Below are 24,236 nucleotides of genomic sequence, written 5' to 3'. Positions count from 1 at the left end.
TCCCTCTTCTTATCCGCGCCGCAATTATTTGTGCGTTGCGTACCACTCGTTCACTTCTTTTGTAATTTCATCGCCGCCGAGCTTTTTCCATTCTTCTACGAATTTATCGAATTCATCAACGGATACCTGATTCATAATGATTTTGAAATAGACTTCATCCCGCTTCTTGAGCAAAATTTCCTGTCTTTCACCATCGTTGGCGTAGGTGCGCCGTAAAATTTATTTTGCAAGTACTGTTCGTTCTTCTGGATGTCTGGAACTAGGGAATACACGCCCTTCGGACCTGAAATCAGATATTCCCACCACATGCTCGTATCGCCGTCTACGTATTTCATGGCACGCTCATAGCGCGTCCGATGGTCCTTTGTCTGCAAAATGCTGGTGTCCTTATTTTCAATCGCTTTTGGCAGCACTTCGCCGTTGTTATCCAATTGCTTGCCTACGCGAAGCGGGCTAAGCAGCCAGTAATTGTTGCCTTTCTCTACGCGGTCTTTACCGAATTCATATACCTTTTGCTCATCTGTCGGGTGATTGTCGACAGCTATCCATTGGTTCAGCAATTTAATGACCCCTTCTGGATGCTTCGCTTTCTTGGAGATGACATAATACTCGTCAACGCCGAGTCCGATCTGTGACAAAGCCGGCTTGCTATCCACTGTCGGAATCGGAAATGCTCCCCACTCCTGTACCACTTTCCCGTCCTTCACAGCGCCTTTCACGAGCTGAGCAGGTGTCCAGGATGCTCCATAGACCATGCCAATGCTATTGTCATAGATAAGCTCAGCAGCTTTCTCTACGTCTTTTACCGCGAATTCAGGATCAAGCAGCCCTTTTTTGAACATCTCCTGCAAGGACGCAAGCGCATCCTTAACTTGCGGCTGTATATCGCTATTCACCAAGCCGCCCTTGCCGTCATCGATCCAAATATTTTCATACGCATGATAGCCATTGAGGAATGGGCGCAGTCCCGTTACTCCCGTCTCCAAGCTGAATGGATTTTTGCTTACGGCAAGACCATACGATGTGCCTGTGCCGCCAGGGCTTTTCGTTTTAAAAGCCTCGGCAATCGCCATGAAATCTGCCATCGTTTTCGGTTCCGGTAAATTCAGCTCCTTCAGCCAGTCCGTGCGCACATATAAAAATTGATAGCTGTACGGATTGTATGAGCTGGGAATGCCCATCAGCTTATTGCCGAACATCGCTGTTTTCATTTGCATGCCGCCATCCATCGTCAAAAACTTTTTCGTTTCCTCTGTGGCATTCTGTTCATACACATCCGTCAGATCCATGATCATATCCGCTTCGGTCAGCTCTTTCAATTGCGTCGCGTTAACCAAGAGGAAGTCCGGAAGATCATCCGATGCGATCGTGATTTTTACCTTTTCCTTGAATTGGCTCGTATCGGCTACCCATTTGTTCGTAATCTTAACGCCGATATCTTTCTCGTAGGCATCATAAACTGCGTTTTTCTCGAAGCTTTCGCCTTCATCGAACTTCAGGTACTGGTCGCTTGGGGAAACCGTCGATACCTCGATCACTTCGTTTGCTTTTTCGCTTGGTTGCTCGTTCGTTTGTTCTTTTGGCGTGTTCGTCTGTTTTTCAGGCGCTTCGTTTTTGCTGTTGCTGCATGCGGTAATAGCCAAGCACACAATCAATGCGACAATCCAGAGTGCCTTCCTTTTCTTCTTCATGCTACCCCTCCATATGTTCTTTAATGTGCTGCCCCATTGGTGCAGCTTCCCTTCATAGCTCTAGTATAGAAAGGAGAATGATCTGGATCTATATACTTGTATTTACTTTCGTATACACCTCTTGACTAAAGGAGCTTAGCCCTATTTATCGGGTGAAAATGAGCTTGACGATAACAAACCGAATGGTTACCATGGGCATTGGACAGAGGCTTATATGGAAAATTTGTAGCGATAGGAGCAACCATTTCTATTAAAATGGCAGGATGTCCTTTTTGCAATGGGTTGATTTTATTTTCCAATTATAGCAAGGAGGATGAGTATGGCTAGGCAAAATGACATTTTCCCCAAAAGAGGCTTAATCGTGTCGTGCCAGGCGCTTGAGCATGAGCCTCTTCACGGAGGCGACACGATGGCCAAGATGGCAAAAGCAGCCGTTATGACCGGTGCAATCGGCATCCGTACGAACGGCGCGTTCGATATTGCTGCTATTAAACTAGCTGTTCATGTACCGGTTATTGGGTTGATCAAACGGGATATTCCAGGCTCGGACATTTTTATTACACCGACGCTGGAAGAGGTGAAGGCGATCATCTCCGCAGGGGCAGACATCGTCGCGCTTGATGTGACGGATCGCGAGGGGCGGCTGGAAGCGGTCAAGCCGCTCATCGACTATGCGCATCAGAATGGCGCTGCCGTCATGGCAGATATTTCTACATTCGAGGAAGGGCTTGCGGCGGCTCGGCTTGGCGTAGATTTCATCGGAACGACCCTCTCCGGCTACACGCCATACAGCCCGCAGCAGGAGAAGCCTGATTTTGAATTGATCGAACGTCTATCGGAAGCGGTGCAGGTACCCGTTATTGCGGAGGGCCGTATCTGGACACCTGAGGAAGCTGTAAGGGCGATGAACGCGGGCGCTGCCCACGTCGTCGTAGGCAGCGCCATTACGCGACCGCAGCTTATAACCGCCCGTTATATTCAAGCTCTGAGCAAGATGAACGAATAAAGAACGGAGTGCCAACCATGACAAAAGAGCGATTTGATCCTTCGTCATCATTTGCGATTGGCGTGGATATCGGAGGAACAAAAATCAATTCGGGCATCGTCACAAAGGAAGGGGAAGTGCTGCTGTCCTTTAGCCTCAGCACATTGGCTGGGCAAGCGAACACGGTCGATCGCGTGCAGGAAGCGGTCGAAGGGCTTCTAGCTAAAGCACGGCTACAGCAGCCGGGCATCCGATTTAAAGGGATCGGTGTCGGGAGCGCAGGTCAGGTGGATTGGAAAGAAGGCAGCATTCGGCATGCCTCGGAGCTCATTGCCGGATACACCGGAACGAAGCTAAAGCGTATATTGCAAAATCGTTTCCTGCTCCCGGTCTGGGTGGACAATGACGTCAACGTGCTTGCGCTGACGGAAATGCGGCTCGGAGCCGGTCAAGGCGTGAGCAATCTGATCTGCCTCGCGCTCGGAACCGGAGTTGGCGGAGCCATTGTCGTCGACGGCCGTCTGATGCACGGCAATTGGGGCGGGGCTGGAGAGCTCGGTCACCTGTCCGTTGACTTCAAAGGCATACCCTGCGTTTGCGGTGCACGGGGATGCTTGGAGCAGTATGCGTCTGGAACGAGCATTGCGCGGCGAATGCGTGAGAAGCTGGCAGCGAGCAGCATGCTGGATGAGCAGTTGGACACGCGCGAGGTGATATACCGCTGGCAGGCCGGAGATCCGATAGCAGTGGACGTGATGGACGAAACGATCGCTGCGCTTGGCACGGCTATTGCATCGCTGATCCATACGTTTAACCCAGAGCTGATCATCGTTGGAGGCGGCGTAGCGGAAACCGGCAAGCCGCTGCTGGAGCGGCTTCGCGCAGAGGTACGGCTCCGTTCCATGCCGTCGCTCGCGGCTGGCGTCCGGATAGAAGCGGCATACCGCGGCAATTGGAGCGGCATGATCGGTGCTGCGCTGCAAGTATGGGAGTATGAGGATTTATAGTAAAGAGGTTTGCATATAGGGTCGCTTTCTTATGCGGCCTTCCTGTTTGCTTCCTGATTGTTCAATTTATAGAATCGGCCATTGATAGGTTTGAGAGACCGTTCGTATAATTTCTCCGATTAAGGCTTCCTCTTGCGGCTTACCCGGTTCAGCATTGGTCATGACGACTATTCCGGATTTAAGACGCGGGTAGGCGGCAAGCATGCACTGATAGCCTATCCCCCAACCTTTGGAGAGCATGCATGATTCTCCGCTCGCTTCAGATAAAAAGACCCCTAATCCGGCAAAGGGCGCACACCCGTATCCCGTGAGCATCTTCTGAGCCGAATGCTGTGTTAGGAACGATGTAACGCCGCCACTCCAAGCTTTAAAGACTTCGATCGCGATTAAAGCCATCTCGGATGATGTTGTCCACAAGCCTGCGCCAGACAAATTCGGGTAATGTGCTCTCGTTCCGATCACCACATTCCCGTGCTTATCATGCCCTGCCGTTAGGCTGGCTTCCTCAGAACCGTCCGGTTTCGTGAGGCCATTCCAAAAAAATGTCGACTTTAAACCCAATGGCGCAAATACAAGATTGTCCATGGCCGAGCTGAAAGACTCTCCCCTCACCTCCTCGATAATAAGCTCCAAAACCGTGTAGCCCGTATCCGAGTAGTGAAACTCACTGCCAGGTTCATATTTGACCTCCGCAGCCTCTGAATTGTATTTTGTTGTCCCCAATAGCAGTTCCTTAGGCGTGGGAAACGGAGAATGCTGCCCGCATATGTCATAGCTGCCCTCTACGTCTATGAACCCTGACTGATGGGCTAACAAGCTGCTAATCGTTACTTTGTTTGCATTCGTGTATTGGTTTTCTGGAACACGCCAACTTTTCAAATAAGCGTTCGCCTCTTCTTGCAAATCTATCTTGCCTTCTTGAACTAGCTTAAGTATGCCGATAGCAGTGACCATTTTACTCATGGAGCACGCGTGAAAGAGACTTTCTGAAGTTACTTTCCTAGGTTTGCCCGCCTCTTCAACCCCAAGGCTAATCGTGCTTGCGAGCTGGTTCTCCTGGAAGATCGTTATGCCCGCTCCTGGAACGCCAAATAGGCTCATACGCTCTTGCAGCTTCTCTTTTAAGTGACAATTATCTATTTCCATATACAGCCTCCCTATAAATAACAGAACATTTGTTCCTGCTTGTATTACACCATAATTATCCATAGGCAGCAAGCGTTTGTTAGGATTGCGATGTTCAACGCACAAAAAAGGCAGCGGCCGCTTGGACGGTAAAAATAAAGTCCCAAACGGCCGCTGCTTTTTTTTAACTTACGATTCTTATTCTATTTCTTATTCCTTTGCTAATTCCGCTATCCGCCCTTGCATCCCAGGCATATCAGGGAATACGTTGCCTTTAAGGTTTAAACTTATTTTATCCCCTTCAAATTGAAGCAGCATTGTAAACGCAAACGGCGTTTCGATATACCTCATCGTCAGTTGGAGCGTATCCTTCTCCCACGTAAAGCTGGAAGCAACACGTTTATCCTCATCCTGAAGCAGACGTGTGGTAGCTTCCTCCCAATCTCCCCGGCCAAAGATAATCCGATTTTCTTGATCCAACTTGCTCAGGACGGCTATTGCTTGATTGTCCTCAAAGGTCAGGGAAATGCTTTGCCATTGCTGCTCATTGTCCTCAAGCATATATTTGTTGCCGGAGATCCCTGCTTCCAAGGGTGAGTCCGGCTGCAGGCGCGGTATTTGAAGCGCCAGACCCTTCAGCCGATCCGCAAGCTGCGCTTCCGCATCCAGATCCGCGGCAAGCGGTGACGATTCCATTGCCGGGAGCAAGTGATCCCATACGGCATTCATGATCCCCTGCATATCGTTCGAGCCGCTTGTTATAGCCAGCACCGCATCCTGCTCCGGCATCACGATACAAAATTGACCGAACGCGCCGTCTCCCCGGTACAAGCCGTGCCTGCAACGCCAGAACTGGTAGCCATATCCTTGAGCCCAATCGTTTTCTCCGCCGTCTCCATTGGAGATTTGTTTGGACGTAGCTTCCTCTACCCACCCCTCCGGCAAGAGACGCCGATCATGCCACACGCCTTTCTGCAAATAAAGCTGCCCGAACTTAGCGATATCCTCCGTCGTGACGTTCAAACCCCAGCCGCCGACGTTTATCCCCTTGGGACAGCTCTCCCAAATCGCTCCTTCTATGCCAAGCGGCTCAAACAAACGAGGCTGCAAATAGTCAAGCAGCGTTTGGCCGGTTACTTTCTGAAGAATGGCTGACAGCATATATGTAGCACCGCTGTTGTAGACAAAATGAGTACCAGGTTCGTGCAAGACAGATAGATGGAGAAATGCTTTTGCCCAATTTCCATCTTCGCTTTGGGTCATCCTATTCGTTGTATCTTCGTCATGGCCCGTTCCCATCATCAGCAAATGACGAATGCGCATAGCCGATAAATGGGGTTCTATTTCCTCCGGGGCATCCTCCGGGAAAAACGATACGACCGTATCGTCCAACGACAGCTTCCCTTCCGAAGCGGCTAGACCGATTGCGGTTGAGGTAAAGCTTTTGCTAAGCGAGAACAGCATATGAGTGATGTCGGAAGCATAAGGAGCCCACCAGCCCTCCGCTACTACATGGCCATGCCTGAGCAGCATAAGGCTATGCAGCTCCAATTGACGTTCTTGTACAGCATTTAAAAAAGCATTTACAGCTGAAGAGGGAATACCTTGTAATTCCGGCTGACTTCTGGACAAATGCAGATTAGTCTGTTCCATCATTTCATTCCTCCTTTATACTACTAACTTACTGCAACCGCAGAGGGCTGGCAAGCGTTTTTGTTAGCGCTATCATATGCGAATAAATAATGGAAAGAAGAGTAGCATTACCAGCCTTTATTCACCCAGTCCTGCTGCCGTTCCTCCCGAAATCTTTGCACCCACTGCTCCGCAGCAGCATCCGCTAGCCGATCCAGAGACGGCGGGGCAATGATCACATTTTCCGAAGAAATATTTAAGTACGCCAGCACGTTCAGGACGGTTCCCTCGTAGTCCAGAATAAAATCCTCATAGACGATCGTCAGCGGCACGATCTTCTCCTCTGAGAAAAATTGCTCCATGGCCGCTTCACGCATCGAGCATTCTATATACAAATGATTAATCGCATCGAAATTATATTTATCTTCTATATCATGCTCCTGCGGCTTTTCGCCATGCTTTCTATGCCACTCTCCAGATACGATTGCGCGCCACCATGAAACAGCCAGCCGCACTTTGTTTCTGCGCGTCATCCAAATATGCTTGTTGCAATTGGGAAAAGCGGCGCGCCATACCTCCGCCTGAGTCGCGGTTACAGGCAATTCAAAAAGCTTTCTAAATCCGTTAATCCACTCCCGATTGAGCGAGGTTTTCACCCCAAACACCCCGTTTGAAGTGGTGCCACCCTTCCACATGGCTTCAACTTCCTCTTTGCTAATGGTATGCGGGTCTCTAGCGTGCATCCATTCACAAGGATTCCCGGCTACTCCCGTCGAAGAAAGCGCATCGTTTAAGAGAGTGCTTCCCGTACGCTGTGAAAACCAAATCGTATAGCTTTGTTTAGGTTCTATCATCCAGCTTCCTCCTTTTGCGCCCTCACGGCGTAACATTCCGCTTCTAACAATTAGTTTATTCGCTTACCCCGCGATATTCGAGGTAATATTTACTTATAATGAAAGATTACCCAGCAACAAAAAAAACGCCGCGGCTGGAATAGCCGGGCGATCTTTCATTTGGCCTAATGCGGATCAGCTTGTTTAATCCCGCCTGCTGCACCGCCATAGGGCAAATAATAAGCGCTTGCTTGATATTGACCGTCAGGCGATTTGATCGGATTCACAAATATGGTTGCATGATTAGGATCTTTGAATTGATAAAAGTACCTATTATAGCCGATTAACAACAAAAGGCTGATTAGCAAAAGCAATAACAAGATGTACCTTTTTTTCATCCAAGCTTCCTGTATGTCTTTTTTTTATCGCAAAGAGCGCAGCCCGTCCTTGTTTGTCTTACAAAAAAAAGCTGATCGGCAAACGATCACCAACCAGCTTTTTTCCTGATGCTTATTTTTCCCGAATGACTAATAACACGCCGATAAAGATGAATAGCGTTCCTAACCAAAAAGAAAGACCAATTTGTTCACCTAGCAATAACCAGCCTAAAAAAGTACCAACTATAGGCTGAAAGAAGAAAAACAACCCTCCGCTTGACGCATTGAGCATATGAAGTCCGCGGTTCCATAACAAGAAAGCACATGCTGTCGATACGACGCCCAAGTATAAAAGACCGCTCCACACAGATGGCTGCAGCATCGCTTGAAAATCGAGCTCAGCTAATCGGCCAACTGTAAAAGGTGTCAGCAACACGATCGCCACTAGAATAGCATAGCTAGTTACGACTATCTGTGAATATTGCCCCGGTACACGCTTAACTAGAACAGACATGAGCGACCATGTCAGCGCTGCAAGAAGGAGCGATGCGCCGCCAAGCTGATTCGTTGAATCAATATGGGCATTTCCAACAATTATGCAGACACCCGCAGTTGCCAAAAGAATAGAAATGGCTTTCTTTAACGTCAATTTTTCTTTTAAGAGGATACGGGCAAACACGACCATGAATGCAGGCGTCGTTGAAGTGATAATGGCACCCATCTGCGCACTGGAAAGCATCGTCCCCACTTCTTGGGACACAATGGAAATCGTATTTCCAATAAGGCCAATCAACGATATGAGTAGCCAGTCACGTTTTGCAACGCGCCAAGATTGTTTTGTGGCAACGCCAATAATGAGCAATGCAACAAGAGCAATGACATAGCGAAACCATACCAATTCAAGCGGCGGCACAACATCGACCACCACTTTTACGACAACATACATCCCGCCCCAAATACTGGCAGCGATTGATAAATATAAAGAACCTAATAAAGTGTTTTTCATTTTGTACCCTCCGTTTTTTTAGACAATTCCTGTCCTTAACGGAGTTGTAGTTATTCCACCGTTAAGGGAGAATAATTACAGGTACATCATTTTCAAATAGCGGTGAATACATCATCGGCTTTCAGCTCACTCTCAAGAGAATTATTTTATTATACATTAGTTCTGTTGTATAAGCATAAACATTGCAACAAAATTTCCCTTCTCCATCTCGTTCTTGCGGTTAAAACAGAGAATAGAATAGGGTGAAAACAGCTTCATCAAGGGAGGAATCTGATGTCACTTTTGCCATACCGTCCATACAAAATGGTTACTCGTTCATCGATTATTCGCGAAGATATCCCTTCGGGTCTTAGTTATGAAGCTCTTGTGGCGGCATTCGAGCATGAACTGGGGCGGTGGGATCCAGCAGTCGAAACAGCGCTCAGGAGACCAACGAATGATGGGGAATGGTTGATCACGTTTTGCAGTGCAAATGAAATAAATCAGGGAGAAGCAACGCTGATCAACGATCTGAAGCCGGTATTTAATTATTTCGAGGAAAATATTTTGTTCTTCTCTGCTATGCTCTCCAATAAAAGGACATCCGTATTCCGGGAGCGCCTGTTGACATTCGTGTCTGCTAACGTGAAAGAGAAGCTCGATAGGCAGGAGAGCAAGCCTTCCATAGACAATGAACTGAACGCCCAATTTATGGCATCGGCTTTCATCGGCATCTTGGAATGGTGGATTCAGCATAAAATGCCTCATCCCCCAGCGTATATGGCGGACCAACTATCGAGATTATTGGAGAGGAATGAAATTAATTCCGCTTAGAAAAAGTAATCCTGCAAAAGGAATTTCATTAGAAGATGTAAGTCACATTTCAGCGGATCTTGTACTCCTTTAAAGCAGCAACTTTTTAACCATCTTGAAATTCACTAATTCCACGCCACTGCGTTCCACAGCCTGCCTCTGAATGACTTCGTAACCTTGACGTTCAAAAAAAGGTTTCGCCGTAATGCTTGCTTCTGTATCAACTTCAACAAGACCTAGCTTACTCGCCTCAAATTCAAGCGTGCCCACCACTGCCGAAGCGATTCCTTGCCCTTGAAAATCCTTATGAACGTAAAGCCTGTCTAAATGACCCTGCTTAGTCATGTCAGCAAAACCGACTATTTTACGGCTGATTTCAGCAACATAGGTGATGTTCTGGCTCATCGATACTTCCCAAGCTTTCAGCGTGAGCATTTCTTTATCTTTGGGAGCCCATGCCGCAAGCTGCTCTTCGGAATAATCCCGTTTGTTTACAGAATGTACGGTTTCATAGAACAAGGAGACAATCTGATTAATATCGATCGCTATGAATTTTCTTATCTCCATTGCTTGTTCCTCCTTACGTGCACTACTTGAAGCGAGCTTGCTCATATAAATTTATTTCGGGACGCTGTTCATAAACCGTTCCGCATCTTTTTTAAAACCATACTGTTCGTACAAGCTGTGGGCATCGAGAGTGCGCAGTATGCCGCTTATTCCTTCGTATTCTTTCGTAATTAATTCCACTAGCTTCTTCCCTAACCCTTTACCTCTAAATTCTTCATCGATAAAAACATCACACAAATAATAAATCGTTGCCCCGTCCGTTACGATTCGCGCGAATCCAACCTGTCTTCTACTTTCATAGATGCCAAAACAAATTGAATGATGGATTGATTTAATAATGGTTTCCGCTGATCTTTTATTTGCCCAGTGACTTCTAGATAAAAATTTACAAACGATGTCTACATCAATCAGTGACTTATCATCGCTAATTAGAAATTCGTTATACATGTGATTCAATATGATTCCTCGCTCCACACCGTATTTTAATAAATGATAAATTATTTAACCATTCCTTTTACGAACCCATCATACCCCTTACCTCCAACGGTTTGAAGGGCAGTTGCCTTAATATTAGGTTCCTCTGCTAACAGATCATAAAATTCCCTACGAAACACAATTTCAATTTGTACTCGCAAAAACGAACCATTGTCTGCTTCCGCCCTGAACCTGATTCAAATGATTCGTTTGGAAATAGGATGATCCGCTTTCATCTCCAGCAAATCCCATAGGTTCCCGTATAGATCCTTAAATACGGCAACCATCCCGTACGATTGAGCTTTTGGCTCCCTCACAAACTCTACTCCCCTTGAGACCATTTCATTATAATCTTTCCAAAAATCATCCGTGTTTAAAAATAGAAATACTCTGCCGCCTGTTTGGTTGCCTACAAACGGCTCTTGTTCCGGCTTAGATGCTCTCGCAAGCAAAATTGTCGTGCCGACCGAGCCAGGCGGCGCAACGACTACCCACCGTTTATCTTGCTCCGGCTGATAAATATCTTCAACTAAAGTGAAATTCAGCTTAGTCGTATAGAAGTCTATTGCCTCATCATAATCTTTTACAACAAGTGCGATATGTACGATTGATTGAACCATGTTTAACGCCTCCAGATTTTAGGCTATCCCCATACAATATTTTTATCTTGCCCGATTTAATATAGCTGTGGTCTTCGGAACGTTTGATAATTAACGCAGTGCAAGGACACATCGAATGGCAGACTCTCGTCCGTTTCTACCAGCTCGCACATCGCGTTTCGCTCCGTAATGGCAGTATACACTTATTTGTGAGCACAGAGTAATTTATTGCTATGCACCATTCGAATGATCGTTTTCGGGACATAGAAAAACCCAGCCCGCATGCGAACCGGGTTACTCCACCACCGTAATAGTTGTATAAACTTCCCCCTTATAATGGCTATCTACCACTTCCTGCGTAAGTGAAAAATTACAGCTTGCAGCAATGAGATACGTCCCTGGTGGTAGCAGCAGGTCTTTTTCTGAATAAAACTTTTTCCAAAAATCGGCATCAGGGTCCTTAGAGCCATACCCCCCGCTCTTAGAGAAAGGGAACTCAAGCGTTTCCCCGCGAATTAACTTAGTCGACATCAACTCCATGGTGCTCGCACCGTCCATCCGTAACTTCTTGCCATCAGTCAGATAAAAGCCAATATAAGTCTCCGGTCCCCAAATTGTGAAGGACTTTTGCTCTCCAATATAGGTGAGCGAAGTTGAATAAACGATTGGTTCACCGACTTTAAATGTTGTCTTGGTTATGTTTAGTTTCATTTCAAATAGATCGTCCTTCTGGACAAGCTTTGGTTCACTCATCTTCTTCGTAATCTCTGGGTCTATTGTTGAAGGCTGCTGCCCAGATAATTCTCCATTTCCATGACCACAAGCACTAAGCAAAACAATCAACGCTAAACAAAGAAAGCTCAGATTCAATATTTGTTTCAAATGTTACTCCCACCTCCTCTTATTTTAAAACGCAATCGTTACCCAAATTGTTCCAAGGCTAAATCAATTAATTCAGCGATTACGGTTGCTTTATCCTTACCGTTAGGTTGAGAAAAGGCTGCCGATTTTGATCGGCAGCCTTTCCTTGTCATCTACTCAGCATTTACAAATCATCAATAAGTTCCCGTCTGGATCTTTAAAATTAAACCAATGGCCATTCTCTATTTCGGTAACCAGCTCAACGCCATGGTCTTTCATGAATTGATAAGCCTCATGTATGTCGTCCGCATTAAAATGGAAGGTTGGATTTCTAAAGCGGGAATCCTCGTTATAGATCTTGCTGTCTAAAACCAGATTCAAACCGTTATTGTCCAGCGGTATACAGCAGAGATGGTCTGAGATAATATCAAAAACAGGCTCTAGTTCAAGAATGGAGCAATACCATTCCCGCGCTTCTCTAATGTCGCTTACCGGAACAAAAATCGCTCCTGCTTTACTCGAAATGACATTCATCCTGTTCACTCCAATGTTTTTATAAGGTGATTGGCTAACGGTTATTGAAATTACGATTAGCCTTCCCCAACTCCAACTTCATTTTGTTCTATTTTAATATTAATTCCACATAACCTCAAAAAATCCTGCGATTGCTCAAACAACATCATGGCTATGGTTCATGCTTTTACCGACTAAAAAATCAATGAGATTAAATTCCTTCTACGATTTTTAAAGCACGGGCAGCTACTTGTTCAAACAATTCATCTTCGTCGATCGTTAGCAACTTCCGATTTTTCATCAGCACTTTGCCGTTTACAATCGTTGTATCAACGTCCGCTCCATTTACACTATATGCTAGCAGTGATTCTACATGATGGACGGGCTGTAAATGTGGTTTTTTCATGTCAATAAGAATGATATCTGCTTTTTTTCCGATTTCGAGCGTTCCTGTTTGATCCTCGATATTTAACAATTTCGCACCATTGATCGTCGCCATTTGCAGCGTTCTGCGAGCGGAGAGCACAGTAGGATCGCCGTAATCTAACTTTTGGAGCCATGTTGCTGCCTTGATCTCCTCGAACATATCGACCGTTGCTGCACTTCCCGCCCCGTCCGTGCCAAGCCCTACGACAATGCCCTGGTTAATCATTTCAATTACAGGCGCAATCCCGCAGCCTAACTTCAAATTGCTTACCGGGTTATGAGATACTCCGCCACGAATCCCTCTTAAAAATCCAATATCCCGGCGAGTTAGATGTACGCTATGCGCTAACAGGACACGCGCTCTCTCAAAGAGACCCAAATGGTACAAATATTCGGTGGGGGTCTGATTGTATTTTTCTCGAATTTTTATGACCTCCTCCTTCGTTTCCGCCAAATGAATATGAACGGGAATACTCATCTGCTCCGCCATTTTTATAATATCTATTAAAGGTTCAGGGGGACATGTGTACGGAGCATGCGGTCCCAACATAGTTGTGATCCTACCATCTGCTCGTCCATTCCATCGTTCAATCAACTCCAGCGCTTCCGCTATCCGCTTGCCTCCGTCGTCCTCAAGGAATACGAGACCTCTAGTCAATGAAGCACGCATGCCAACTTCAGACACCGCTGCAGCAATTTCATTCATATGGACATACATATCGGCAAAAGCTGTAGTCCCAGATTTAATCATTTCGGCCATCGAAAGCTTAGCTCCCCAGTAGATATCCTCTGGTGTCATTTTTGCTTCGGCAGGCAGCATTTTTTGAGTGAGCCAATCCATTAACTTCAAATCATCCGAAAAACCTTTCAACAAGCTCATAGGAGTATGTTGATGCGCATTGATAAGACCAGGCATAGCAACCATGCCTTGCCCTTGAATAACCTCGTCTGCCTCATCAAAAAGCTGCTTCCCCAATTGCTTGATTTTATCGCCTTCAATAAGGATGTCTCCTTTTATCGGCTGATCATCTCCTGCCATGGACAGGATCACTACGTCTTTAATTAAAATTTTCATAAAAAATCACTCCTATATCATTTGATATGTGGAGGATAAACGATGACGTAAGGTGAAAGTCAACCTCGATAGGTAAGCGCCCATCGCAAAAAACCTCTTTACAGTAAATGCGTTCACTGTAAAGAGGTTTGCTTTTTCTTGCTTGCACGTTCATTTATTTTTGCGCATTATCATTGCCTTGCTCCGGCGCTTCCTCAGCTTGCAGATCAGCGTTCACATATTCGTCCTGATCACTGCCCCAAACATAGTCGTAATTCATAATTGTTGGCTTGTCATCTGCCTTCGTGTTGTCTTTATTATTTTCCATAACCTCACTCCTTTTTGTTAGTATGTGTTGTCGTGTTGGAGAATAATCGTTTCCTTCTGAATTGCTTTTCAAGCTCTTCCAGCCTGCATAATGAAATAAAACAGGCGTACTTAGCGCCTGCTCATCCACGTGATATTCAACTATATTCACTTTCTAAAATCGAGTATTGATGAGAGTCTAGCCATTTCTCATTATGCCGTTTATGTTCCCTTATATGCCCTTCATAAGACATGCCTATTTTTTGCAGTACTTTGGCGGAACCTAAGTTATCCGGGCGGCAAGTCGCAAATATTCGATGGAGGCCGAGCTCGCGGAAACCAAATTCAAGCAAGGCTTTTTAGCCGCTTCGGTTGCAAAACCTTTTGACCCTATCTCCCCCAAATATAATGTTCAGAGCTGTGTTTGTTCATTTTCATATCCATAAAGCTCCTTTATCCGCATATCTATAAAAAAAGCAGCCTGTTGAACTATCTCAACAGGCTGCAGCCTTCAATCATTTTTATATTTTGCTTAGGCCGCTTTCGAAGCTTGGTTTTGCTTCTCTTTACTGCCTGATAGGAACCAACCTGTTACCGCGATGAGCAGAAGCACTACGTAAAATGTTACTTTCCAGCCTGCCGATTCCGCAAAATCATGCGGGATAACGTGCAATGATGGATGTGCAAGCGTATGGACCGCTAGCTTAACGCCAACCCAGCCGACGATGCAGAATGCGGCAACTTCCAGAGCAGGTCTGCTCTCGAGCAGCTTCACGAACATATTCGCTGCAAAACGCATAATGATAAGACCGATAAATCCACCTAGGAAAATGACGATAAAGTGACCGCCATCCATGCCTCCGATTTTCGGCAAGGTCGTTGCCGGCAATGCAACGGCAAGCGCTACCGCTGCCAGAATCGAATCGATCGCAAATGCGATATCCGCCACTTCAACCTTGAGGACAGTCATCCAGAAACCGCTTTTCTTTGGTTCCTTCCCTGCACTCTTGGCTGCGGAATCCTCGCCTTTTTTTACGATGACCTTACGCAATATGTGGTTGAGCGCAATGAACAGGAGATAAAGTGCGCCGATGGCTTGCACCTGCCAGACATCCACCAAAAACGATATCGCAAACAACGAACCAAAGCGGAAAACAAACGCGCCCGCCAAACCATAGAACAAGGCCTTCTTACGTTCCGCTTCAGGCAAATGCTTGACCATAATCGCCAGTACGAGCGCGTTGTCCGCTGCGAGCAGACCCTCAAGCGCAATTAGTACAAGCAGTACCCAGCCATACTCCAATAACAATCCAAAATCCATTGTAAATCCTCCCAAGTTAGAATGATAGGCTTGCAATCTAGTTCCCCCAAAACAAAAGACCTTTGCCTTGTTAGGCAAAGGTCTCGCTAACAGTGCCTATCGGCAATGCCAATAAAGCCGGAGAACTTTCATTCTCGTACTGACGACTTTATTGTAGCAGCTACTCCCCTTTTGCGTTTGGGTAAACTATTCAATTACCGTAAAACGTTCTTGCGTAAAGCGTCTAATAAAATGTGATACGGGAAGCGGACAACATTGGTTTCATGATTCATAGATTTATTTTTTGGCATTTTAGTTTCCCAATATTTTCAATGCGTAATTCAATTCAATATCTTGCCCATCTACATACTTCTGAATAAACGTTTGTTCATCAAGCGGTATTCGTACATCCGGAGCCACTCCGCCTTTCCTTGCAGCATCGCCATCCCCTTGAATCCTTTTATTTGCATTAAGCGACCTGCCGTCGGGGAACCTAATCACATACCCTTCCGGCATCCTCATCTCTATCGGCCTGCTTACTATTCCAAACGAACCCGCCGTCGCCGTAAATCCGATGATTTTCACATTAGGCAGCCCCTTCAAAACGAGCGGCATGCCTTCGCCGGAGCTTCCCGTTCTGCTATTAATTAAGATTGCGATAGATCCGTCATAGTAAACCTTTTGAGGCTTTACGGTTAAGACTTCATTGTGATTTATTTCAAATCTCCCCGTGTTTCTATTGTAATAACTGACATATTCATAGTGCTTCTTCTCACTTACAAAAAAGCCTGCCATTGCAGCCGCAAGCGAATCTTCGCCCCCCGGATTATCCCTCAGGTCGATAACCAAACCTTTAACCTTATCCTTTTGAAACTGCTTCAACTGCTGCGCCAATGATTGGTCTGGAGCGGGGAACGTGGATTGCGCGAGAAAATGTTTGATTTTCACATAGCCGTACCCATCGCCGATTATGCTCCCTTCGACAGGAGAAGCATCTAAATCTTTTTGCGTTATTTGGACCTTCGTTTCCTTGAGCGTCTCATACTGATCGTCATAGGCCTTAAGCGTCGCCTCATTGATCGCCTTTTCTTCCAAATTCCGATAGGCCACTTTAACTTCTTGACCGATTGGCGCTCTAGCCATCAATCTTCCTTGAAAATAAGCCTTTACCTCGTCCGTAGCGTAGAAACTCTCACTCCAGCTGGTCGCTTCGAACGCTTCTTTGCCCGATTTTCCGTTCCAGCTTACAATCTCGGCACCTAGCCTTATACCGTTCTTATATGCTGGGCTCCCTTCTAAGACCAAGCTAACCCGTACCTTGCCATTGTCCAATTGAACGGTGCTGATTCCAAAACCGCCGCCAACCTCTTCTTTGAACACGTTATCGTCTTCATAGATGTTGTGGTTCATCAGCTTAATATGCCCATCACCGATGGAGCTAAGATAATCTCTTAACAATTTGTAATATAATTCCTTATCTTTATTCTTCTCCGCATGTTCGAATAGGGGACTATATTGGACTTGCAGTTCATCCCACTTCAACCCCTTCCAGCTCCCGAAAGGATACTCCCTCGACAATCTTTCGTTCATTTTCACAAAAGCGCCCTCATAGCTCATTTCGCTTAAATCGCTAGCCGGGTTATAACGGAGAACGCCGGCATTCAAGGTAGCGACTGCAATAGAAATGATTCCAATCACACAAATAGCAGGCCTGACGATCCGAATAAGCTTATTCTCCTTGCCTTTAAGTAGAGGGTTGAACCTTAATATTCTCTTTACCGTGCATAGGAATACGATAACCGTAATCGAGTAAAACAACATCGCAAGCAGCGTCCTATCTCCATACCATAAACTTGCAATGACGATAACCATACCGAGTGAGGGCAAATAGTCGAGCCATCTTGGAGAGCGATGCGCCTGCGGCAGCCCATGCCTGACTAACAAGACCAAATTCAACACGCACAATAACATTTCAAACGGCGTTAACCATTTTACCGAATCCAACAAACCATAGATACCCATACCATTATTCCTCCAATGCGCTTCATATATCTTCATAGAAAAGCGTATGGGAGAAATATGAACGGAGCGTGAACGGTCGCAAAAAAACAGGCTCCAGAATCACGAACCCGTCCTATTTTCGTTTATTCCGCAGGAAGGTTTATCGTCACGGCCGTGCCTTGTCCGATTATGCTACTGACCTCAATCGTTCCCCCGTGGAGATCTACGATTTTTTTCACGATAGCAAGTCCAAGTCCATTCCCCTCGTTGCTGCGATTTCTAGACCGGTCAGCTTTGTAAAACCTTTCGAATATACGTGCTTGCTGCTCCTCTGAAATCCCGCATCCTGAATCGTGTACGGTTACCGTAACGAGATGATTGTTCCCAGCCATCTCAATTCGGACTTTTCCGCCTTCTGGCGTGAATTTAATGCTGTTTCCGATTAGGTTTACCCATACTTGGTGAAGTTGGTCATAATCCGCCGAAATAGGCAGTGCGGCAGACAGCGCCAAGTCCATGTCTATGCGCTTGCTTGACCACAAAGGCTCGCATGCGACGACGACTTGCCGGATCTGTTCATCAAGGTTGAACCTCGCTGCTTTAAAAGGATGATGCTCCGATTCCAGGGACGCCAGCTGAAGCAAATTATCGCTAAGCCTGGACAATCTCTTGCTCTCAGAGACGATATAACCCAAATATTTGACCCGATCATGACCGAGGATGAGCTTATCGTTCATCAACACCTTCGCGAACCCGGATATTGCGGTTAACGGCGATTGAATTTCATGCGATACATTGGATACGAAGTCCTGCCGCATCTGCTCCAGCTGCTTGAGCTCTATAGCCATTTCGTTGATGCTTTGGGCTAATATTCCGAGTTCATCCTTGCGTTTCAACGTGAGCTCCACGTCAAAATTCCCCTTTGCTAACCTCTTCGTAGCTGTTGTCATCGTTTTAAGAGGCTTGACAATATAGCGGGCAGAAATAAGAATCCCCAGACATCCCAAAACAAGAACCAATAGCAGAATAGTAAATAACAAGCGAAAAATGGTTGATTCATTTTTAGAGGATGATTGCACGAATAACGCATATCGTTTTCCTCCGCTATCAAGCGGAACGCCAATGAACGTGTCATCCTCATTTTTGGACGATCGATAATGCTTGCCTTCGAGCACCATCCGTATCGATTCCGGCCTTATCGTGACAGCTGCCTCGCGGTTGTCGAAGCCATATAGTTCCATTACTCCGGTTTCATCCACCAATTGAAAAGGATAAGAAGTAAGCCTAGTCATGCTCTCCATAAATAGTTTGCGGTCAACTGGCTTGTCCCTTGCAATAAGGCGGGCGATTTCCTTACCCGCGGCAACCATGTCATTTTGCCCTGTTTGGTTTAAATCCTTTTGGAACAGAACTAACCCGATAAGAAGGGACGAGACTAGACCAACGATAATAATCGTCAGAAATACAAGCACGATGCGAATATATAAGCTCTTAATCATTCGTTTACCTCTAGCCGATAACCAAGGCTGCGGACGGTTTCGATACGGAAATGCTCCGCATCGCTGGCAAACCGTTCCCGAATCCGTTTAACATGAACGTCGACGGTTCGGTCATCCCCTTCGTAATCTTTTCCCCATATCTGCACAATAAGCTGTTCGCGGGTTAAAATTTGCCCTGGGTGGCTTGCCAGCATAAATAGCAGCTCGAACTCTTTGCGTGGAAGATTAAGAACCTCGTCTCTTCGATAAACCTTCAGGCTGCGTTGGTTTAGCAAAATATCGCCCATTTGTATGAGCTGCGCAGCGGCTATCCGGTAACGCTTCAAAAGCGCTTTTACTCTCATGACAAGCTCCATCGGTTCAAACGGCTTCGTCAAATAATCGTCCGTTCCGAGCAGAAAGCCCTTCACCCTCTGGCTCGGCTCCCCCTTCGCCGTGACCATCAACAGGGGGATATCCGAACTTCTGTTACGGATTTCCCTGCACAAATCCCAGCCATCCAAATGCGGCATCATAATATCGAGGATAACGAGATCGATATCCGATTCCCCTACGATTGCCAGCGCCTTTTTGCCGTCCTCCGCTTCCACCGTAACAAATCCTTCACTTTGCAAATATATGCTTATTAGCTCGCGAACGAGTGAATCGTCATCCACGATTAGTATTTTGACCATGTCGGTTATACTCTCCTTTGCATGAATGCCAGTACTCGTAATAAGCATAGTATGCCGTGCGTTTGGATTTATTGTCCAGCGGTTTGGAGCAAACGTTCAGCAAAATCTAAACAAAAAAACGGCATCTCTGCCGTTCTTATTTAGCCGCTTTATAGTCACCTGAAATGATATTAATCGTTTTATAAGCTTCTTCTGCTATCGCATGATTCGTATGTTTATGAGCATCGTAGGTAATTAAGGCCTTCCATAACGCCCATCCCCTTGCTCTGTTCCAAGTTTCTTCATCCATATTTAATACATCTTTAAATATCCTTCTGCTATTGTCATCAAAAAAAGTCCATGCCATTGCGGCATCGCAAGATGGGTCACCTACGCCCAGTATTCCGAAATCAATGACGGCGCAAAGCTTCCCTTCATTAATTAGAATATTTCCTGGCGCTATATCGCCGTGTACCCAGACTGGCTCTAATGCCCATTTTGAATCTAATGCCAGCTCCCATATTTCTTTCAGTAGCTGTTCATTAAATGTATCCGCATGATTCGCAATCGCAATTCTAGACTCTTCGTCATATACAGCTATAGCTCCGCCTCTATAAAAATTATGCTTCCCAGCCAAAGGACCTGCGCTCGCGTCAATGGATTGCAATGCAATTAAAAATGTCCCTAATTCTTTCGCAAATTGATCTAAACCATCAATATTCCCTTTCGTTAGTGTCTCGCCCTCCAACCACTTGTTAATAGACCAAGGATACGGATATTCTTCATTTGGCTTTCCTTTTGCTAAAGGAGTAGAAATCGGAATAGAAAGTTTTTTTGATAAAATGGGCAGCCACAGTTGTTCTTTTTCCACTTGAGGGACGTAATGTGCCGCACTTGGCAGTCTCACACTCATATGTTCACCTAGATGAAAGGTGCGATTATCATGACCGCTTGCTTTTACAGGTTTAATCTCCAAATCAGACCATTGTGGAAATTGTTCTTTAATTAATCGCACAACCAGATCGGCGGATATATTCATCAAGCACCTCTTCTATTAACCTGAAATTTTTAAGCGTAGTTCTTGTGTAGAACTTTTCAACATTCGTGTCCCATTCGTTGAGCTATGATTCATTTGCTAGCATGTATCGATAACCATTGGGGAAGAGCTGCCAAGGGGTTTTATTTCCAGTTCATGTAATATTTTACCTTAATATTGTCTTTTGCGGATGTTATAAAACGACTATAGGCAATCTCCCCCAAAAAAGTTCTAGTGTATTAAAATAAGCAGGTCGCCAAAGCGCCTGCTCATCCCTGTGTGATTCAACTATCCCCGAAATATACAAAAGCGCTCACTCGAAGACTCTGTTTTACCCGTTACTCAAAAGCCGTAATGGGAAGCCAAAATAAGAAAACCATTGTTATTTAGTCCAAATGAAAGACTTGGTACAGTTTGCGGTATTCACCGGGCGTCAGCATCGTTAGCCGCTTGAACAAGCGGATGAAGTAGTTATTGTCCGAGAGACCGCACATCGCTCCAATTTCCTTTAACGGCAAATCTGAATGAACCAACAGCCGTTTGGCCTTCTCGACCTGCAAATGATGGCGGTATTGCATGGGGCTCATCCCCGTAAATTGCTTCAAGCACCGCGCCAAATAGTCGAAATGATAATGCAGCTCCTGCTCCATCATCCCGGAATCGAACGGTTCCTCCAACCGCCCCTCCAAATAGGATGCGACTTTCTCGCCGAGAAAATAGGAACGGGCCTGCAGACTGTTCGAAATGATCCCGTTTTGCAAATGCACGAATAGTTCCCCAAGCAGCACATGCAGCTCAAAGGATCGCTTTCGCGTAAGCATGTTATGCAGCTCAATCATACGCTTCAGCAAAGGCACGACCGTGCGCAAATCTACGGCAGCGAATTTCGGGATATGTATCGTTGCCGGATTTGGGACGATATCTTGGTCCGTTCGCTGAAGCAGGGGCTGCTGCCAGCTGTTTTTCTCAACCAGAATAGGCTGCGATGGCAGCGGGAAATCAAAATGGATCCAATACACTTCTGTCTCCGTATCCGTAGGCCGGTATCCGCGATGGTTTTTCCCGGGCTCAAGCACTAGCATCATCCCTTGCGAAACCTCGTAGCTTATACCATCCTCCTCCATATATAACGCTCCCCTGGCGCAAACGACAAGATCAAACACTTTGAATTGACGCTGCGCGTGTACCACTCCCGGCTGCCAAAAAGCATAACCGACCGCCGCTAGCAAAGGAAATGGGGGAACCTGAAATTCAAGCACAAGCATCTGCAAGACCTCCGATTATAAAATGTAGAAATCGTACTATAGAAAGTCGTAATTGTTAGCTGTATCCATACATCATATCCATTAGAGTGGTAGATATAATCTTATCACATTAGCTAAATAATAGGAGGACAACATTATGAATTTCCGTCAGGTTCATCTCGATTTCCATACTTCCGAAGCGATCGATGGCATTGGCAACGCTTTTTCCAAACGTCAATTCCAAGACATGCTCAAAACCGGACATGTAGACTCCATCACCGTTTTCTCCAAATGCCATCATGGCTGGGCATATCACCCTAGCGATGTCAATGAAATGCATCCCCATCTCTCCTTCGATTTGCTGGGAGCGCAAATAGAAGCCGCTCACGAAATAGGCGTCAAAACGCCCGTTTATTTATCGGCTGGGCTGGATGAGAAGATTGCCCGCCGCCACCCCAATTGGCTGATTCGCACCAAGCAAGAAGCGACCGATTGGACAGATGATTTCCTGACACCCGGCTATCATCAATTTTGCATGAATACGCCTTACGTTGACGTACTCGCCGATCAAGTTCGTGAGGTAGTGGAACGCTATGACGCGGATGGCATCTTCCTCGATATCGTTGGCGTTCGCGAGTGCTATTGCCAGTATTGCATCGCTTCGATCCGCGAACGCGGCTTCGACCCGCGGAATCAGGAAGCCATGATGCAAATGTGGGAGGAAACGTACTTCAACTATGCGACAAAAATGAACGAGGCCGTTCACGCCGTTAAGCCCGGTCTTCCGGTATTTCACAACAGCAGCCATGTCGCTCGGGGACGCCGCGATCTCGTGCATTTAAACACGCATTTGGAGCTTGAATCGCTTCCGACGGGCGGCTGGGGCTACGACCATTTCCCGCTCTCGGCGCGTTATGCGCAAACACTAGGCGTGGACTACCTTGGCATGACCGGAAAATTCCACACCTCATGGGGCGAGTTCGGCGGCTATAAGCATCCTAACGCCCTAAGGTATGAAGCAGCTTTAAGTCTAGCGAACGGCGCTCGCTGCTCGATTGGCGACCAGCTCCATCCATCCGGGTTTATGGACCCTGCAACCTACGCGCTAATCGGCGAAGCGTACCGGGAGGTGGAAGCCAAGGAGGAGTGGTGCAAGGGAGCGACAGCCGTTGCCGACATCGCGCTGTTATCCGTCGAAGCCGCGTCCGCTGAAGTCGGAGGAAGCCCCATCAACGACCAAAACAAACATGCCGATACCGGCGCGGTAAGAATTTTGCTGGAAGGGCATTATTTGTTCGACGTCATTGATACCCAAGCTGATTTATCGGGCTATAAGGTAGTCATTTTGCCTGACGACATCTTGATGACCGAGCAAATCAAAAGCAAACTGGCGGCCTTCCTTGCGGATGGCGGCAAAGTGCTGGCAACCGGACGCTCGGGATTGTCGCCCGACGGGACGAAATTCGAATTGAACTTAGGGGTGCAGTGGTTAGGAATTGCTGCCACGAAGCCTTCCTATTTCAAGCCATCCTTCGAGCTGCCGTCGCTCCAAAACGCTTCGTACGTTGTTTATGCCGAAGGTCAGGAGGTTGCTCTGACCCAGGACGGCGAGTCGCTTGGAAGCAGGGAAAATGCTTATTTCAATCGGGATATATTCACCTTCTGTTCCCACCAGCATACTCCGTCTGACCAGCAAGGCGCAGGTCCCGGCATGGCGGAAGGGCCAGACGGCATTTATGTGGCGTGGAATATGTTCGAGGATTACGCGGTCAAAGGCAGCCTGCCTGTCAAAGAAATCATCGTTTACGCGCTTGATCGACTGCTGGCAAGCAAACGCCTGCGCACAAACCTTCCGGCGCAAGGCGTGACAACACTGCAGGCCCAGACAGCATCCAATCGCTGGATCCATCATTTATTGTACGCTTCTCCGGTCCGCAGAGGACAAAACGTTGAGGTGATCGAGGATTTGCTCCCGCTTCTTGACACGGAAGTTGCGGTAGCCGTATCCGAGCCGGTCCGGGAAGTCTATTTAGCGCCGCAAAAAAGCCCGCTTCCTTTCACGCAGGAGAACGGAGTCGTCCGCTACACGATCCCTAAATGGTCATGCCATCAAATGGTCGTCATGCAGTTTTAAAATCAGCAAGCCGTTTCCCGTGCTTCGCTCATCGGATAATCCAACTTTCGCTGAATAATCACACGAGGAGCAGCTGCAATTGCAGCTGCTCCTCTTTGTTAACCGAAAGCCTTCCGTTAGC

23 protein-coding genes and 2 pseudogenes are annotated in these 24,236 nt (G+C 46.6%); 4 read left to right on the top strand and 21 right to left on the bottom strand.

Annotated features, from left to right (window positions below; translation table 11 throughout):
* Positions 1-24: 24 nt before the first annotated feature.
* A pseudogene (locus A7975_RS00625) lies at positions 25-1,691 on the bottom strand (extracellular solute-binding protein).
* Between the two features lie 319 nt (positions 1,692-2,010).
* Between A7975_RS00625 and A7975_RS00620 the strand changes: the two are divergent.
* Both A7975_RS00620 and A7975_RS00615 read left to right on the top strand, forming a co-directional pair.
* On the top strand, positions 2,011-2,697 hold the full coding sequence (locus A7975_RS00620) for an N-acetylmannosamine-6-phosphate 2-epimerase (RefSeq protein WP_053375283.1): 687 nt from the start codon (positions 2,011-2,013) through the stop codon (positions 2,695-2,697).
* Between the two features lie 17 nt (positions 2,698-2,714).
* Entirely contained in the window at positions 2,715-3,683 is a 969-nt protein-coding gene (locus A7975_RS00615; RefSeq protein WP_053375282.1) for an ROK family protein, read from the top strand.
* Positions 3,684-3,749: 66 nt separating this feature from the next.
* Here A7975_RS00615 and A7975_RS00610 read toward each other — a convergent pair whose 3' ends face one another.
* From A7975_RS00610 to A7975_RS00590, 5 genes are all read right to left on the bottom strand, one after another.
* A complete protein-coding gene (locus tag A7975_RS00610; RefSeq protein ID WP_065383836.1) occupies positions 3,750-4,829 on the bottom strand; it encodes a serine hydrolase domain-containing protein in 1,080 nt (359 codons plus the stop codon).
* A gap of 189 nt (positions 4,830-5,018) precedes the next feature.
* The gene (locus A7975_RS00605) at positions 5,019-6,464 is read right to left on the bottom strand and encodes a serine hydrolase domain-containing protein (RefSeq protein ID WP_082197908.1); all 1,446 of its coding nucleotides are present in this window, start codon (positions 6,462-6,464) and stop codon (positions 5,019-5,021) included.
* Between the two features lie 104 nt (positions 6,465-6,568).
* The gene (locus A7975_RS00600) at positions 6,569-7,294 is read right to left on the bottom strand and encodes a Stf0 family sulfotransferase (RefSeq protein ID WP_065383834.1); all 726 of its coding nucleotides are present in this window, start codon (positions 7,292-7,294) and stop codon (positions 6,569-6,571) included.
* 164 nt (positions 7,295-7,458) lie between these two features.
* The gene (locus A7975_RS00595; protein WP_065383833.1) at positions 7,459-7,671 is read right to left on the bottom strand and encodes a hypothetical protein; all 213 of its coding nucleotides are present in this window, start codon (positions 7,669-7,671) and stop codon (positions 7,459-7,461) included.
* Between the two features lie 112 nt (positions 7,672-7,783).
* Complete coding sequence (locus tag A7975_RS00590) at positions 7,784-8,656, bottom strand: DMT family transporter (RefSeq protein ID WP_065383832.1); 873 nt, start codon at positions 8,654-8,656, stop codon at positions 7,784-7,786.
* 273 nt (positions 8,657-8,929) lie between these two features.
* Between A7975_RS00590 and A7975_RS00585 the strand changes: the two genes are divergently transcribed.
* A complete protein-coding gene (locus A7975_RS00585) occupies positions 8,930-9,469 on the top strand; it encodes a TetR-like C-terminal domain-containing protein (RefSeq protein WP_065383831.1) in 540 nt (179 codons plus the stop codon).
* Positions 9,470-9,538: 69 nt separating this feature from the next.
* Here A7975_RS00585 and A7975_RS00580 read toward each other — a convergent pair whose 3' ends face one another.
* The 15 genes and pseudogenes from A7975_RS00580 to A7975_RS00525 all read right to left on the bottom strand — a co-directional run bounded on the left by A7975_RS00580 (position 9,539) and on the right by A7975_RS00525 (position 22,002).
* Positions 9,539-10,015 carry a GNAT family N-acetyltransferase gene (locus A7975_RS00580; protein WP_065383830.1) on the bottom strand — a complete coding sequence of 159 codons (477 nt, stop codon included), beginning with the start codon at positions 10,013-10,015 and terminating at the stop codon, positions 9,539-9,541.
* Between the two features lie 51 nt (positions 10,016-10,066).
* On the bottom strand, positions 10,067-10,462 hold the full coding sequence (locus A7975_RS00575; protein ID WP_053377728.1) for a GNAT family N-acetyltransferase: 396 nt from the start codon (positions 10,460-10,462) through the stop codon (positions 10,067-10,069).
* Between the two features lie 50 nt (positions 10,463-10,512).
* Positions 10,513-10,620: pseudogene (locus A7975_RS34630) on the bottom strand (methyltransferase); the annotation flags it as partial.
* A 66-nt stretch (positions 10,621-10,686) separates the two neighbouring features.
* A complete protein-coding gene (locus A7975_RS00570; RefSeq protein ID WP_065383829.1) occupies positions 10,687-11,109 on the bottom strand; it encodes a VOC family protein in 423 nt (140 codons plus the stop codon).
* Between the two features lie 273 nt (positions 11,110-11,382).
* Entirely contained in the window at positions 11,383-11,970 is a 588-nt protein-coding gene (locus A7975_RS00565; protein WP_065383828.1) for a hypothetical protein, read from the bottom strand.
* A 156-nt stretch (positions 11,971-12,126) separates the two neighbouring features.
* Complete coding sequence (locus tag A7975_RS00560; RefSeq protein WP_065383827.1) at positions 12,127-12,483, bottom strand: VOC family protein; 357 nt, start codon at positions 12,481-12,483, stop codon at positions 12,127-12,129.
* A 190-nt stretch (positions 12,484-12,673) separates the two neighbouring features.
* Positions 12,674-13,963 (bottom strand): amidohydrolase, encoded by a 1,290-nt coding sequence (locus tag A7975_RS00555; RefSeq protein WP_065383826.1) that lies wholly within the window; start codon positions 13,961-13,963, stop codon positions 12,674-12,676.
* A 154-nt stretch (positions 13,964-14,117) separates the two neighbouring features.
* Positions 14,118-14,270, bottom strand: a complete 153-nt coding sequence (locus A7975_RS33920) for a hypothetical protein (RefSeq protein WP_157265872.1) — start codon at positions 14,268-14,270, stop codon at positions 14,118-14,120.
* A 136-nt stretch (positions 14,271-14,406) separates the two neighbouring features.
* The gene (locus tag A7975_RS32730; RefSeq protein WP_231637495.1) at positions 14,407-14,601 is read right to left on the bottom strand and encodes a GNAT family N-acetyltransferase; all 195 of its coding nucleotides are present in this window, start codon (positions 14,599-14,601) and stop codon (positions 14,407-14,409) included.
* A 179-nt stretch (positions 14,602-14,780) separates the two neighbouring features.
* Positions 14,781-15,569, bottom strand: a complete 789-nt coding sequence (locus A7975_RS00550; protein ID WP_053375269.1) for a TerC family protein — start codon at positions 15,567-15,569, stop codon at positions 14,781-14,783.
* Between the two features lie 291 nt (positions 15,570-15,860).
* Positions 15,861-17,570 (bottom strand): S41 family peptidase, encoded by a 1,710-nt coding sequence (locus A7975_RS00545; protein WP_065383825.1) that lies wholly within the window; start codon positions 17,568-17,570, stop codon positions 15,861-15,863.
* Between the two features lie 122 nt (positions 17,571-17,692).
* On the bottom strand, positions 17,693-19,048 hold the full coding sequence (locus tag A7975_RS00540; RefSeq protein WP_065383824.1) for a sensor histidine kinase: 1,356 nt from the start codon (positions 19,046-19,048) through the stop codon (positions 17,693-17,695).
* The gene (locus A7975_RS00535; RefSeq protein WP_065383823.1) at positions 19,045-19,722 is read right to left on the bottom strand and encodes a response regulator transcription factor; all 678 of its coding nucleotides are present in this window, start codon (positions 19,720-19,722) and stop codon (positions 19,045-19,047) included. Before A7975_RS00535 ends, A7975_RS00540 begins: the two co-directional genes overlap by 4 nt.
* 136 nt (positions 19,723-19,858) lie before the next feature.
* On the bottom strand, positions 19,859-20,740 hold the full coding sequence (locus A7975_RS00530) for an aminoglycoside phosphotransferase family protein (protein ID WP_065383822.1): 882 nt from the start codon (positions 20,738-20,740) through the stop codon (positions 19,859-19,861).
* Between the two features lie 383 nt (positions 20,741-21,123).
* Positions 21,124-22,002 (bottom strand): helix-turn-helix transcriptional regulator, encoded by an 879-nt coding sequence (locus tag A7975_RS00525; RefSeq protein ID WP_065383821.1) that lies wholly within the window; start codon positions 22,000-22,002, stop codon positions 21,124-21,126.
* A gap of 136 nt (positions 22,003-22,138) precedes the next feature.
* Here A7975_RS00525 and A7975_RS00520 point away from each other — a divergent pair, with 136 nt between their 5' ends.
* Complete coding sequence (locus A7975_RS00520; RefSeq protein WP_065383820.1) at positions 22,139-24,115, top strand: beta-galactosidase trimerization domain-containing protein; 1,977 nt, start codon at positions 22,139-22,141, stop codon at positions 24,113-24,115.
* The last annotated feature ends 121 nt before the right edge of the window (positions 24,116-24,236 follow it).

Origin of the sequence: Bacillus sp. FJAT-26390, assembly GCF_001682865.1 — a bacterium.
In the GTDB taxonomy this organism is placed as follows: domain Bacteria; phylum Bacillota; class Bacilli; order Paenibacillales; family Paenibacillaceae; genus Pristimantibacillus.
Note: the sequence above shows the minus strand (reverse complement) of the source record. Positions and strands in the feature narration are given on the sequence as shown.

Coding starts and splice junctions, on each gene's coding strand:
- A7975_RS00620 (WP_053375283.1), top strand. CDS start 2,011: ATGGCTAGGCAAAATGACATTTTCCCCAAAAGAGGCTTAATCGTGTCG.
- A7975_RS00615 (WP_053375282.1), top strand. CDS start 2,715: ATGACAAAAGAGCGATTTGATCCTTCGTCATCATTTGCGATTGGCGTG.
- A7975_RS00610 (WP_065383836.1), bottom strand. CDS start 4,829: ATGGAAATAGATAATTGTCACTTAAAAGAGAAGCTGCAAGAGCGTATG.
- A7975_RS00605 (WP_082197908.1), bottom strand. CDS start 6,464: ATGATGGAACAGACTAATCTGCATTTGTCCAGAAGTCAGCCGGAATTA.
- A7975_RS00600 (WP_065383834.1), bottom strand. CDS start 7,294: ATGATAGAACCTAAACAAAGCTATACGATTTGGTTTTCACAGCGTACG.
- A7975_RS00595 (WP_065383833.1), bottom strand. CDS start 7,671: ATGAAAAAAAGGTACATCTTGTTATTGCTTTTGCTAATCAGCCTTTTG.
- A7975_RS00590 (WP_065383832.1), bottom strand. CDS start 8,656: ATGAAAAACACTTTATTAGGTTCTTTATATTTATCAATCGCTGCCAGT.
- A7975_RS00585 (WP_065383831.1), top strand. CDS start 8,930: ATGTCACTTTTGCCATACCGTCCATACAAAATGGTTACTCGTTCATCG.
- A7975_RS00580 (WP_065383830.1), bottom strand. CDS start 10,015: ATGGAGATAAGAAAATTCATAGCGATCGATATTAATCAGATTGTCTCC.
- A7975_RS00575 (WP_053377728.1), bottom strand. CDS start 10,462: ATGTATAACGAATTTCTAATTAGCGATGATAAGTCACTGATTGATGTA.
- A7975_RS00570 (WP_065383829.1), bottom strand. CDS start 11,109: ATGGTTCAATCAATCGTACATATCGCACTTGTTGTAAAAGATTATGAT.
- A7975_RS00560 (WP_065383827.1), bottom strand. CDS start 12,483: ATGAATGTCATTTCGAGTAAAGCAGGAGCGATTTTTGTTCCGGTAAGC.
- A7975_RS00555 (WP_065383826.1), bottom strand. CDS start 13,963: ATGAAAATTTTAATTAAAGACGTAGTGATCCTGTCCATGGCAGGAGAT.
- A7975_RS33920 (WP_157265872.1), bottom strand. CDS start 14,270: ATGGAAAATAATAAAGACAACACGAAGGCAGATGACAAGCCAACAATT.
- A7975_RS00550 (WP_053375269.1), bottom strand. CDS start 15,569: ATGGATTTTGGATTGTTATTGGAGTATGGCTGGGTACTGCTTGTACTA.
- A7975_RS00545 (WP_065383825.1), bottom strand. CDS start 17,570: ATGGGTATCTATGGTTTGTTGGATTCGGTAAAATGGTTAACGCCGTTT.
- A7975_RS00540 (WP_065383824.1), bottom strand. CDS start 19,048: ATGATTAAGAGCTTATATATTCGCATCGTGCTTGTATTTCTGACGATT.
- A7975_RS00535 (WP_065383823.1), bottom strand. CDS start 19,722: ATGGTCAAAATACTAATCGTGGATGACGATTCACTCGTTCGCGAGCTA.
- A7975_RS00530 (WP_065383822.1), bottom strand. CDS start 20,740: ATGAATATATCCGCCGATCTGGTTGTGCGATTAATTAAAGAACAATTT.
- A7975_RS00525 (WP_065383821.1), bottom strand. CDS start 22,002: ATGCTTGTGCTTGAATTTCAGGTTCCCCCATTTCCTTTGCTAGCGGCG.
- A7975_RS00520 (WP_065383820.1), top strand. CDS start 22,139: ATGAATTTCCGTCAGGTTCATCTCGATTTCCATACTTCCGAAGCGATC.